Below are 12,182 nucleotides of genomic sequence, written 5' to 3' on the forward strand. Positions count from 1 at the left end.
TTTCGTGGAGGCTCGTTTAGTTGGAACCGACCTCGATCGGGACCGGGATTGCAGGGTAGTTCTCGTTCTTGACCGATGCCCAGTGGGTGGCCTCGAACTCTGCTGGTGGGACCTGGCCGATCTCGCCGTGCAGGCGTCGGTGGTTGAACCAGTCGACGTATTCGGCGACCGCGATCTCGACGTCGCTCACGTTGTTCCAGCCGCCCTTGGGCCGCATGACCGGGTTGCGGATGCACTCGGCCTTGAAGAGCGAGTTGAGCGCCTCGGCCATCGCGTTGATGCTCCTATAGATCGTCAAGTCGTTCAGGCCGCGATTTCGAGCTCTCTGCCGACTGGACTGGCGACGGCGTCCGGTGCTGGCAGAAGCCGGAAGAGCTCGCGAGCCAGGTAGCGCTTCAGGCACCGGATGATCTCTCGCTTCGACATGCCCTCGGCTGTGCGGCGGGCTACGTAGTCGATCGTCGGCTGGTGCCATCTCATGCGAACGATGACAACGCGATACAGCGCTGCGTTGGCCTGGCGGTTCCCACCGCGGTACAGGCGGTGTCGGTTGTTGGTCTTGCCTGATCCGGCTGGGATCGGGCACGCACCGCACATCTTGGCGAATGCCGCCTCGGACTTGATCCGGTTGGCGTTGTCGCCGGCGGTGATCAGCATCTGCGCGGCGGTGTCGTAGCCGACGCCGACGGCCTCGACGAGCTGGGGCGCCGCGGCTGCCGTGAGGGCCTTCAGCGATGCGGCGTGTGCCTTGGCCTCCTCGTGCAACGCGAGCCAACGCTTCGCCATCGATGAGAGCACGTGCCGCATCGCAGCGTCGGGGTCGCCAGGCACGACCACAGCGGGCGCTCCACGCCGGACGGGCGGCAGAGGAGCCGGGCCTTCCAGTGCCGCGCACGCGGTGATCAGCTTGTGGTCGGTGAGCTTCTCCAGCTCGGCACGAAGTGCTTCGCTCCCGGTCGCGAGGGTCGCCTTGAGCGTGATCATCGCGGTGGTGCGCGCCTGAACGGCACCGTCGTAGGCGATCTTGACCAGCCTGATCATCTCGACCGCGCCGTCGGCGGTCTTGGGTGTCGACAGCCCGTGTCCAGCGAGGAGTTGGCGTGCGGCGTGCTCGGCGTCGATGGTGTCGTTCTTGCCTGCGAGTCGGCGTTCCACCGCGCGTGCGGGCCGGGCGATCTCGTGGACGTCGTGGCCGTGGTTGCGCAGGTAGCGAGCCAGACCGACTCCGTAGGAGCCGGTGCCCTCGATGCCGAACCCGATCAGGCGACCGGCGGGCCCGACGAATGCCAGGCAGAAGGCGAGGAGCTCCTCGAAGCCGGCGATGGTGGTGGGCACGATGATGTCGCCGAGTCGACCGCCAAGGCCGTCGATCGCGACGGCGACGTGGTTGTCCTTGTGGGTGTCGACGCCGACGATGACATCGTCGCGGCGAAGCTGCATGCTGGGCATCGGGCTGTGGATCCTCTCTCGCATTTTCCGGGCGGGCTGTCCATGGCTCAGCTGGCCGGAGTGGGCGGACAGGACTGCGATGAGACCCTGGTCGAGTCAGGCTCCTATCAGGTCACTGCCCACCCGGCCAGCAGCCTGGTGAACGCCACCACCCGAGGCCGACACGTCAACGCGAGGGCACCCGCAGGGCCGGTCATAAGCAAGGGTCAGACCCCAGGGGGTGGCGCAGACAGGATGCTCGCAGTCATACGAATCGCCCTTCGACCCAACCGGAGCGACGGCCTCAGCTTCGGCCAATCTCTCGGTGTAGCGGATCGCTCGATACTGGACTCCTCAGTCGCTGTGGTGCGTCAGTCCGGTGAGGTCTTGGCCGGCTAGTCGCAGCCGGTGAAGTCAACCTTGTCGCCATGACGGGCTGCACGGTCCGTCGAGAAGGCCCTTACCTGGGAAGTAATGGCCACCGGTGATCACTCCGGCGTCCGGGTTGAGACCGGGGCAACGATGGGTCCCTCCGCGAAACCCGGAGTCTCGCCCGCCGCCCGCTGCCCGTCGGAGCCGGGTCGCACCGCGGCCTACCCGGGTCTTTTGCCTCTGTGGCACCCCCGAGGGCCGCGGCCAGCCTCCTAGTGAGCGCTCAGACCGGAGCCGAGAGACGGGGTCGGACCATGTCCAGTACGCAGATGCTCATCGTGGCGGGTTACCCCGATGTCGAGGTCGCCACCGCCGAGTTCCGCGCGCTGGCGGGTCAGGTCGGGGCCAGGAAGCTGTCGAGCCAGGGCATGATCCTCGTCGGCAAGGACACCGACGGGACACCTCGACTGCTGGACACAGGGAACCACCTCGGTCGTCGTGGCGCGGATTGGGGCGGGGGCGCGGGCCTGCTCGTGGGGGTATTCGCGCCGCCCATGCTCGGTGCGGTGGCGGTGGGCGCGGCGGCCGGTGGGGTCGTCGGCCACTTCGCCGGCCACAAGCTCACCGCGACCGTCCAGGCGCAGGTGGGTGCCGCCCTGAAGGCGGGCACCGCGGTGATCATCGGCGTGTTCCCGGCCGAGTCCCGCCTCGACGTCGAGCGGGCCCTTCCGGGCGCACCCCTCAAGTCCGTGGTGGAGAGCGACGAGCGCGGGATCGACGAGCTCAAGGCGAAGCTGTCCGAGGCGATGGGCAAGTTCAAGCCCGATCGCAGCGTCCTCCCGATGCCGGACCGAAGCTTCAGCGGGGTCGGCGGTCGGACGATCGACGAGTCCGAGGGCGACTGGAGCATCGTGGCGCCGGCGAAGGCACCCGACGGTGCGCCCAACGTCCTCATCATCCTCATCGACGACGCCGGCTTCGGCGGCCCCGACACCTTCGGCGGTGGCATCCGGACGCCGAACCTCACCCGCGTGCAGCAGCAGGGCATCACCTACAACAGGTTCCACGTGACCGCGGTGTGCTCCCCGACCCGCGCCGCGATGCTGACCGGTCGCAACCACCACCGCGTGGGAATGGGCGGGATCGCCGAGTTCCCCGCCCCGTTCCCCGGCTACACCGGTATCCGCCCGCGGTCCTGCACCGCACTGCCTCGCATCCTGAAGGAGAACGGGTATGTCACCGGCGGGTTCGGCAAGTGGCACATGACTCCTGGGCATGACATGGGCGCGGCGGGCTCGTTCGACCACTGGCCCACGGGGTGGGGTTTCGACCATTGGTGGGGCTTCCTGACCGGGGCCGCGGGTCAGTACGACCCGATCATCACCCAGGACAACTCGACCCTCGGCGTTCCCGAGGGGGCGGACGGGAAGCTGTACTACTTCCCGGACGACATCACCGACAAGGCGGTCGAGTGGCTGCACGCGGTCCGTGCCCAGGACGCCGAGAAGCCGTGGTTCGTCTACTACTCCACCGGTGCGACCCATGCCCCGCATCACGTGGCCAAGGAGTGGGCGGACAAGTACAAGGGCCAGTTCGACGACGGCTGGGACGTGTACCGCGAGAAGACTCTCGAACGGCAGAAGAAGCTCGGCATCGTTCCGGCCGACACCGAGCTCACCGAGCGACCCGCGGCGTACCCCGCCTGGGACGGCCTTAGTGACGCGGAGCGCAAGCTGTACGCCCGTCAGATGGAGGTGTTCGCCGGGTACTCGGAGAACGCCGACTGGAACGTCGGCCGGATGCTCGACGCGGTCGAGGAGATGGGCGAGCTCGACGACACGCTGGTGATCTACGTCTGGGGCGACAACGGGGCCTCGATGGAGGGCACGGTGACGGGCTCGTTCAACGAGACCACGTTCTTCAACGGCGTGGTGCTCGACGCCGAGGAGCAGTTCGAGATGATCGACAAGTACGGCGGCCTCGCGGAGCTCGGCGGCTTCCACACCGCCCCGCACTTCGCGGCAGCCTGGGCGCACGCGAACAACGCGCCGTTCCAGTGGGGCAAGCAGATGGCCAGCCACCTCGGTGGGACGCGCGACCCGATGGTCATCTCGTGGCCCAAGAGGATCACCGGCGGCGGCGACCTGCGGACGCAGTTCACCCACTGCATCGACATCGTCCCCACGGTCCTGGACGTCATCGGACTCCCGGAGCCGACCGTCGTGGACGGTGTCGAGCAGGAGCCGATGGACGGCACCAGCTTCGCCTACACCTTCGACGCCCCCGAGGCCGCCGAGCAGCACACGGTCCAGTACTTCGAGATGTACGGCAGTCGCGCGATCTACAAGGACGGCTGGTGGGCCTGCACCAAGCTCGACAAGCTGCCCTGGGACTTCTCACCGGCCACCCTCGCCCGGTTCGGGCCCGGCAGCGACTGGGATCCCGGGAAGGATCACTGGGAGCTCTACTACCTGCCCGACGACTTCTCCCAGGCCCACGATCTCTCGGCCGAGCACCCCGACAAGGTCGCGGAGCTGGTCGAGCTCTTCTGGGCCGAGGCCGAGCGCAACCGGGTGCTGCCACTCCTGGGCGGGTTCGCGGTGTTCTTCGGGATGCTGCCGCCGGTGCCCACCCAGACCCGGTTCCCGTTCGCCGGCGACGTGCAGAACATCCAGACCACGCAGATCCCACGGATCATCGGACGCTCCTACGCCATCGAGGCCGATGTCCACGTGCCCAAGAGTGGGGCAGAGGGAGTCCTGGTGGCCTTCGCGGACTTCATCGGTGGGTTCGCGCTGTGGGTCGACGAGAATGGGCTGCTGAACCACACCTATCAGTATCTCGGCATCGACACCTACCGGCAGACCTCGACCGAGCCGATCCCCAGCGGCGACGTCACCCTCAAGATGCTGTTCGACGCCGACCAGGCGACCCCAGGCACCGGTGGCCACGTCACCCTGTGGGCCGATGGCAAGCAGATCGGGGAGGGAGACATCCCGCGCACCGTCTCGCTGATCTTCACCACCTACGCAGGCATGGACATCTCCCGGGACAACGGCGGCGTCGTCGACCTCGACTACGAGGACCGGGCGCCATACCCGTTCACCGGCACCGTCCGCAACGTCGTCTTCGACCTCGCGCCCCATGCCCACGACGACGACCTCTCCCTCCACGAGTCCACCGCCCAGGCCGCACTCGCCCACGGGGCAGCCGGCTGAGCGTCCGCGCCGGGACCGATCGGTCCGGCGCACCCGCAGCACGAGAGGAGTCACGCATGAGCATCAACGTCGACGAGCTCGGCCCGGTCGACTGGATCGTGGTCGAGTTCCCTGAACCGAAGTTCACCGGGGAGGTTGCCCCGATCCTGAAGGACCTGGTCGACCGCGAGCTGATCCGCGTCCTGGACCTGATCTTCCTGAGCAAGGACGAGAACGGCGGTTACGAGGTCTTCGAGGCCACCGACATGGAGGACAGCGACATCGGTGCGCTGCGCACTTACGAGACGGAGCTGGCGATGCTGCTGAGCGAGCAGGATGTCACCGACCTGGTCGAGACCATCCAACCGGGGAGCTCTGCCGCCGTGCTCGTGTGGGAGAACCTGTGGGCCGCCCCGTTCGGTTCCGCCGTCCGCCGTGCCGGCGGGCAGCTGGCCGCCAGTGGCCGCATCCCAGTACAGGCGGTGGTCGCGGCTGTCGAGGCCGACGCCGCAGAGGCGGACGAGGAAGGAGACTGACATGCCCATGGCAGCAAGGCGCAGGCGCAGGACCGTGGCCGCGGTCGGAGGAGCCGTCGTGGTGGCGCACGGCATCAACCGTCGAAGCGATCGGCGCGAGGACCGGCGTGAGGACCGGCGCGACCGCCGCGACGACCGGCGCGACCGTCGCTGACCCGGCCCCGTCCGACTGATATCGGAGCGCCCGCCATGGACGTCACGGCCGTCGCGGTCGCGACCGCGGCGCTGTTCGCCTGGGGGCTGGTCTCGAATCGCCTGGAGCGGGCGGACGTCACGGCGCCGATCGCGTTCATCACCGTCGGCGTCGCTCTGGCCGGGTGTGACCTGGTCGACGGCCCGGCGGGGCCCGAGTCTCTGACCCCGCTGGTCGAGCTCACGCTCGTGTGGGTGCTGTTCTCCGACGCGGCGCGGTTGCCCGTGCAGGAGCTGCGCAGTGACGTCGGCCGCTACCTGCGACTGCTGGCGGTCGGCTTGCCGCTGACCATTCTTCTCGGTTGGGGTCTGGCGGCCTGGATGTTCCCAGGCCTCGGGCTGTGGTTGGCGCTGTTCGTCGGAGCGGCGCTGGCCCCTACCGACGCCGCCCTCGGTGTGCCGGTGGTGACCAACCCGGTCGTTCCCTCGCGGATCCGCCAGCTCATCACCGTCGAAAGCGGCCTCAACGACGGCATCGCCACCCCGGTGGTGATGTTGGCCATCGCGGGGGCCGCCGCTGCTGCGGGTCTGGAGCACGCCGAGAGCCCCGGGCGGGCCGCCCTCGAGCTGCTCATCGGGGGGGCGGTGGGCGCCGGGGTCGGCGGGGCGGGCGGTGTGGCGCTGCGCGAGGCCCGCCGACACGGGACGGCCGCCGAGGAGTTCGCCGGCATCGCCGTCCTGGCCCTCGCGCTGGCGGCGTATGCCTTGGCGCTGACGCTGAACGGAAACGGGTTCGTGGCGGCGTTCTGCGGCGGCGTGGCGTTCGGGGCCTGCGCGGGTCGCCGGGCGCCGGCCGAGCTGGAGTTCCTCGAGCAGATGGGAACCCTGCTGGCCTCGCTGGTGTGGATGGCGTTCGGAGCCGTCGCCGTCCCGATCATGATCGACCGCATCGGCACCAGCGATGTCGTCTACGCCGCCCTCAGCCTCACCGTGGTGCGCATGCTGCCGGTCGCGGTGGCCTCGATCGGTGCGGGGCTGGGCCGCACCACCGTCCTGTTCGTCGGCTGGTTCGGCCCGCGCGGCCTGGCCTCGCTGGTCTTCGCGCTCCTGGCCCTGGAGGCGCTGGGGACGCACGCCGACGACGCCGTGACCGTGCTGGCAACGACCATCCTGATCAGTGTGGTCGCCCACGGGCTCACCGCGGCACCGCTCGCACGTCGCTACGGCCGGGTCGCGGCTGCGTCGGGGCCAGAGCCCGGCGAGCCCGTCACGGTCACCCCTCTGCGCAGGGGGCTGGGGCGATGACGCAGAGGCCGGTCACGACGGGCCCCACCCCCACCGGGGTAGGGCCCGGACGCCTGTTCCACGTGATGGTGAAGCCGACGGGTGCCGTGTGCAACCTGGACTGCCAGTACTGCTTCTTCCTGTCCAAGGAGATGCTCTACCCCGGCAGCAGGTTCCGGATGGCCGAGGACCTGCAGGAGGCGTACATCCGTCAATTGCTGGAGGCCCACCCGAGCTCGTCCGAGGTCGTGATGGCCTGGCAGGGCGGCGAGCCGACCATGATGGGGCTGGACTTCTTCCGGCGGGCGATGGAGCTCCAGGCGCGGTACAAACGTCCGGACCAGCAGGTCCTGAACACCCTGCAGACCAACGGAACCCTGCTCGACGACGAGTGGGGTGCCTTCTTGCGGGAGAACAATTTTCTGGTCGGGATCTCGATCGACGGTCCGCCGGCGATGCACGACGCCTACCGGGTCGACAAGGGTGGCAAGCCCACGTCGCACCGGGTACTGAAAGGTCTCGACGTGCTGAGAAGGCACGGCGTCGAATGGAACGTGCTGACCACGATCCACTCCGCGAACGCCCACCACGGTGGCGAGGTCTACCGCTACCTGCGTGACGAGCTGGGCGCGTCGTTCATCCAGTTCATCCCGATCATCGAGCGGGCGACCCCGGAGACCCTACCGATCGCGGACGAGGGCTGGGGCAGCGAGGTGCGCAGCCGACCCCTGTACGTCCAGGCCGGCTCGCTGGTGACGCGACGCTCGGTCGCCCCTGAACAGTACGGCCGGTTCATGATCGAGGTGTTCGAAGAATGGGTCCGCCACGACATCGGGGCGGTGTACGTCCTGGCGTTCGACACGGCACTGGCCTCTTGGTACGGCGAGGGCGGAGGCCTGTGTGTCCACGCGGAGACCTGTGGATCCCAGCTGGCACTGGAACACAACGGCGACCTGTACTCCTGCGCCCATTTCGTCGAGCCGAACTACCTACTCGGCAACATCGGCGATCGGACCATGCTCGAGCTGATCGACCTGCCGCAGCAGCGGAAGTTCGGGCAGGACAAGCGCGACACGCTGACCCAGTTCTGCCGCGACTGCGACGTACGTTTCGCCTGTAACGGGGGCTGCCCCAAGGATCGATTCACGACCGCTCCGAACGGGGAATCCGGTCAGCACTACCTGTGCCCGGGTTACCTGGAGTTCTTCCACCACGTCCGCGAGCCGATGCAGGCGATGGTCCTGCTGCTGCGGGAGGGCCGTGCCCCGTCAGAGCTGATGCCCGTCTACGCCCGCGACGACGCGGCCCGCGGCCGCAACGAGCCTTGCACCTGTGGTTCGGGCAAGAAGTGGAAGAAGTGCCACGGATCGGTGCGCGGCGGCAGCCCTCGGCCAGGACGTCGTTGAATCGCCCGGGGTCTGATGGAGGCGCCCAATCGGGGTCCTCGCGCGCGTACGGGACGTCACGGCGACGGTCCAGCCGGGCGACTTCTAACTCGTCGACCTGTACCACGATCTCGGCAACGCCGATCCCATTCGGCGGCCTGACGGCGGCGCCGAACGTGCTACGGCGGTCGCGTTCCCCGGAGGAAGGTTTCCGCTGAAGCAACGACGCGCTACGCCCCGGCATGGCGGCTCCGACGCGCGGCGACGCACACACCGCCGCCGGAGCTGCACACGACCGCCGGGGACGCCTGCCGCATGCGGCATACTGGCGGCCGGGTAGGCATCTGACGCGCAGAACTACAAAGCTGGATTTCCCAAGTCTTGCTCGACTGGATCTCCTACCCCCCGCCCCTGTGGGGGGTAGAAAATCCAGTTCTGACCTGCGCCGAGGTCGCATCTCCGCACGGTCGCTCTCGCTGATCCGGAACGGCACAACCGCATCTTCGGAACGCCAGCAGCGGACGGTGCCGCGACCGCGCAGCTGCCCGTGGCCAGGTTCCCGATCTTTGTCCTTCCCGTCGTTGCGGCACCGCCTCAGTCCCCAGAGAACCAGGCCTACTCCGAGCCCTGGCGCGGGCACCCGCGGTCAGCTTCTCCGGGCACCAGAGCCCAAGTGCCTTTGGCCGTCAGGCGTCGCGACGTCGGAGCATCACTGCCGCTGCAGTGAGGGCAACCGCCACCCAGATGCAGAGCACCAGCAGGCCGGTCGCCGGGGAGAGCGCGGTGGGGTCGGGGCGAGCGCTGAAGATCGCCGAGCCGGCGTTGCTGGGAAGGTACGGCAGGGTGTGAGACTGCCAGCTGGTCGGCAGCAGCTGGCCGACGCCGGGCAGCACGAGAAGCAGACCGAACAGGGTTGCGATACCGCCGGCTGTGCTGCGGATCAGGCACCCGAAGGCGATGGCCAGCACACCTACCAGGGTCAGGTAGGCAGCAACACCCACGATGGCGCGCCAGGCGTGCGGTGCGCCGAGGGTGGTCCCGTGGGAGGCGAGGAAGTGTTGCCCGATGAGGAAGGCGAGGAACGCCGAGACGAGCATCAACACGAACGTGACCACGGCGTAGAGGGCCGCCTTGGCCCAGAGAACCGGTAGGCGGCGTGGGGCCGCCGCGAAGGTCGCCCGGATCATCCCGGTGGCGTACTCCCCCGTGATCAGCAGCACGCCGAGAACGCCGATGGCCAGCTGAGCCAGGTTGACCCCCGCGAGGCTGCGGTCGATCGGGTTGAAGCTCGCCCGCTCGTCGGGGTGCATGGAGGACCAGTGGGCGTTGGTGGCCCAGCCCACCAGCCAAGCCAGGGCCAGCATCGCGATCACGGCGGCCAGCAGCGTCAGCATCGTGGAGCGCAGCGAGCGCATCTTGATCCACTCCGAGGCCAGCACCCGGCCCTGGGTCACCGGCGCGACCCGGACCGCTGACCGGACGCCGCCGGGACGGGCATCGGTCGTGCTCATGCGATGCTCCCGGAGTTGTCGCCGGCATCGGCGTGGTCCCTGCCGGTGGCGTGGGCGTGATAGTCGATCTGGTCGCGGGTCATCTCCATGAATGCCTCTTCCAGCGATGCCTGCTGGGGTGTGAGCTCATGCAGCGCGATGTCGAGGGCGCGGGCGTGCTCGCCGATCTGCGCTGCGGTCAGACCGCTCACCTCGAGCAGGTCCGAGGCGCTGCTGGTGACGGTGACGTCCGGCCCGGCCAGTGCGGCGGCGAGCGCCGCGGCTTGCGGGGCGCGCACGGTGACCACGTTGCTGGAGGCCTGGGCGATGAGATCAGCCATCGGCATGTCCGCCATCAGCCGGCCCCGGCCGATCACGATCACGTGTTCGGCGGTCAGCGCCATCTCGCTCATCAAGTGGCTCGAGACGAACACCGCGCGTCCCTGCGCCGCGAACTGTCGAAGCAGGTCTCGGATCCAGCGAATGCCCTCCGGATCGAGGCCGTTGACCGGCTCGTCCAGAATCAGCGTGGTGGGATCGGCGAGCAGGGCCGAGGCGATTCCCAGGCGCTGCCCCATGCCCAGGGAGAAGCCGCCGGCGCGCTTGCGAGCCACGTCCTGTAGCCCGACCATGTCGATGACGTCGTCGACCCGGGTGCGGGAGATGCCGTGGGTGGCGGCGAGCGCCCGCAAGTGGTTGTAGGCCGACCGCGAGGTGTGTACGGCGCGTGCCTCCAACAACGCTCCGACGGCCTGCATCGGCTTGGCCAGACGGGAGTAGGGCTGACCGTCCACGGTCACCGAGCCCGAGGTGGGTGTGTCCAAGCCGAGGATCATCCGCATGGTCGTGGACTTCCCTGCCCCGTTCGGACCCAGGAAGCCGGTGACCATCCCGGGCTTGACGTCGAAGGTGAGGTCGTCGACGGCCACCTTCTCCCCGTACCGCTTGGTCAGCCCTCGTGCCTCGATCATCGGTGTCCCTTCCTCAAGCTCTAGCCAGCATAGGCAGGGGTCCCCGCCGACCCCCTGGTCGTCAGGCCTGCTGCCGCTCGCCTGCGGGCCGGGGCCGGGGTCAGTCGGTCGGGGCGGCGCCGACGACGGTGACCGGGAGGTCGAAGTGCCGCAGCCGGTGCGGCAGGTCCTGGTGGAGCCAGGTCGAGACGTGATGGGCGGGGATGGCCAGCATGATCTCGTCGACCGGTTCGCTGTAGATGGTCTCCTCGATGGCATCCATCGGGTCGTGCCGCACCGAGACCGAACCGATCACCGGCGCCCCGGCCGCCTGCTCGAGCTGCGGCAGCGCCGCCCGCAGGGTCTGCTCCGCCTCTGTGGCCTTGTCGTGCCGCTCGGGATGGAGCAGGTGCAGCTCGGCACGAGCGGGGTTGAGCACGATCAGCCGGAACTGGACGCCTCCGGCCGCCGCACGGTGCCGGATGGCCTCCCGCAGCTCGGGAGTCGGTTCGGCGTGGTCGGAGACGACCAGGATGCGCAGGGTTCGCTCTTCGAGCATGACGGGCTCCTTGTGTGACGCGAGCAAGATCAGTCGTGGTCCGAGTGGATGGCTTCGGAGCGGTCCTTATCGGTGACCGTCAGGTAGACCACGACGGCGAGGATCGTGCCGAGGAACAAGATGCTGGTCCCGAACGTGCCCAACCCCAGGCCGCCCTCGCTCTTGTCGGAGCCGAGGTAGTCACCGATGTTGGCGCCGAGTGGGCGGGTGAGGATGTAGGCCAGCCAGAAGCACAGCACCGGGCCGGCGCCGAGCTTCCAGGCCACCAGCACCGCAAGGATCAGGCCCAGCGGCAGCAGGACCGACACTCCCGGCGACCAGCCGGTCAGCTCGAGTGTCCAGTCGCCCACCGCGGTACCGAGGGCGAACGTGACGAGGACGGTCAGCCAGTAGAAGCTTTCACGGGGGGTGGTGACGATCGTGTGGATGGACAGGGTCCGCTCGCGGGAGTACCAGATACCGAAGACCGCGGCGAGCAGGACCGCGAACACCGTCGAGCTGATCCACAACGGCACGCCCTGGCCGTCGGTGAGGTTGTCGGTGAGCAACGTGCCGACCACGCTGATGAGGACGACCGCGAGCCAGTAGATCCCAGGCACGTAGCGGTTCACCTTGAACTGCGCGACCAGCACGAGGACCAGGGCGATGGAGAAGACGAGCGTGGTGTTCGTCAGACCGAAGCCGAGGGTCTCGTTGATGTAGTCCGCAAAGCTCTCACCCACCGTCGTGCACAAGATCTTGATGACCCAGAAGTACACGGTGACCTCGGGGACCTTGTTGAGCATCCGGCGGCTCGTCGATGTGACATTCGCAGTCGTCATACACCCCATGCTGTGCCCACAACCCTGC

General features: G+C 68.5%; 11 protein-coding genes. 5 read left to right on the top strand and 6 right to left on the bottom strand.

The window, feature by feature from the left end; genetic code table 11:
- Positions 1–16 precede the first annotated feature (16 nt).
- Both BJZ21_RS13545 and BJZ21_RS13550 read right to left on the bottom strand, forming a co-directional pair.
- Positions 17–298, bottom strand: a complete 282-nt coding sequence (locus BJZ21_RS13545; RefSeq protein WP_218851485.1) for an integrase core domain-containing protein — start codon at positions 296–298, stop codon at positions 17–19.
- A 5-nt stretch (positions 299–303) separates the two neighbouring features.
- A complete protein-coding gene (locus BJZ21_RS13550; protein ID WP_179663798.1) occupies positions 304–1,449 on the bottom strand; it encodes an IS110 family RNA-guided transposase in 1,146 nt (381 codons plus the stop codon).
- A 665-nt stretch (positions 1,450–2,114) separates the two neighbouring features.
- On the opposite strand from BJZ21_RS13550, the gene BJZ21_RS13555 reads away from it, so the two are divergent.
- From BJZ21_RS13555 to BJZ21_RS13575, 5 genes are all read left to right on the top strand, one after another.
- Positions 2,115–5,018, top strand: a complete 2,904-nt coding sequence (locus BJZ21_RS13555) for an arylsulfatase (protein ID WP_179664239.1) — start codon at positions 2,115–2,117, stop codon at positions 5,016–5,018.
- A 56-nt stretch (positions 5,019–5,074) separates the two neighbouring features.
- Positions 5,075–5,533 carry a DUF6325 family protein gene (locus BJZ21_RS13560; RefSeq protein ID WP_179664240.1) on the top strand — a complete coding sequence of 153 codons (459 nt, stop codon included), beginning with the start codon at positions 5,075–5,077 and terminating at the stop codon, positions 5,531–5,533.
- Position 5,534: 1 nt separating this feature from the next.
- A complete protein-coding gene (locus tag BJZ21_RS13565; RefSeq protein ID WP_179664241.1) occupies positions 5,535–5,687 on the top strand; it encodes a hypothetical protein in 153 nt (50 codons plus the stop codon).
- A 35-nt stretch (positions 5,688–5,722) separates the two neighbouring features.
- Positions 5,723–6,970: a cation:proton antiporter domain-containing protein gene (locus tag BJZ21_RS13570; RefSeq protein ID WP_179664242.1), complete on the top strand. Its 1,248-nt coding sequence runs from the start codon at positions 5,723–5,725 to the stop codon at positions 6,968–6,970.
- A gap of 65 nt (positions 6,971–7,035) precedes the next feature.
- A complete protein-coding gene (locus BJZ21_RS13575; protein WP_218851487.1) occupies positions 7,036–8,355 on the top strand; it encodes an anaerobic sulfatase maturase in 1,320 nt (439 codons plus the stop codon).
- 665 nt (positions 8,356–9,020) lie between these two features.
- Here BJZ21_RS13575 and BJZ21_RS13580 read toward each other — a convergent pair.
- The 4 genes from BJZ21_RS13580 to BJZ21_RS13595 all read right to left on the bottom strand — a co-directional run bounded on the left by BJZ21_RS13580 (position 9,021) and on the right by BJZ21_RS13595 (position 12,154).
- The gene (locus BJZ21_RS13580; RefSeq protein ID WP_179664244.1) at positions 9,021–9,845 is read right to left on the bottom strand and encodes an ABC transporter permease; all 825 of its coding nucleotides are present in this window, start codon (positions 9,843–9,845) and stop codon (positions 9,021–9,023) included.
- On the bottom strand, positions 9,842–10,795 hold the full coding sequence (locus tag BJZ21_RS13585) for an ABC transporter ATP-binding protein (RefSeq protein WP_179664245.1): 954 nt from the start codon (positions 10,793–10,795) through the stop codon (positions 9,842–9,844). The genes BJZ21_RS13580 and BJZ21_RS13585 overlap by 4 nt, the downstream gene beginning before the upstream one ends.
- A 100-nt stretch (positions 10,796–10,895) precedes the next feature.
- A complete protein-coding gene (locus BJZ21_RS13590) occupies positions 10,896–11,333 on the bottom strand; it encodes a hypothetical protein (protein ID WP_179664246.1) in 438 nt (145 codons plus the stop codon).
- A gap of 29 nt (positions 11,334–11,362) precedes the next feature.
- The gene (locus BJZ21_RS13595) at positions 11,363–12,154 is read right to left on the bottom strand and encodes a COG4705 family protein (protein WP_246298502.1); all 792 of its coding nucleotides are present in this window, start codon (positions 12,152–12,154) and stop codon (positions 11,363–11,365) included.
- Positions 12,155–12,182 lie beyond the last annotated feature (28 nt).

Origin of the sequence: Nocardioides panaciterrulae (assembly GCF_013409645.1) — a bacterium.
GTDB lineage: Bacteria > Actinomycetota > Actinomycetes > Propionibacteriales > Nocardioidaceae > Nocardioides > Nocardioides panaciterrulae.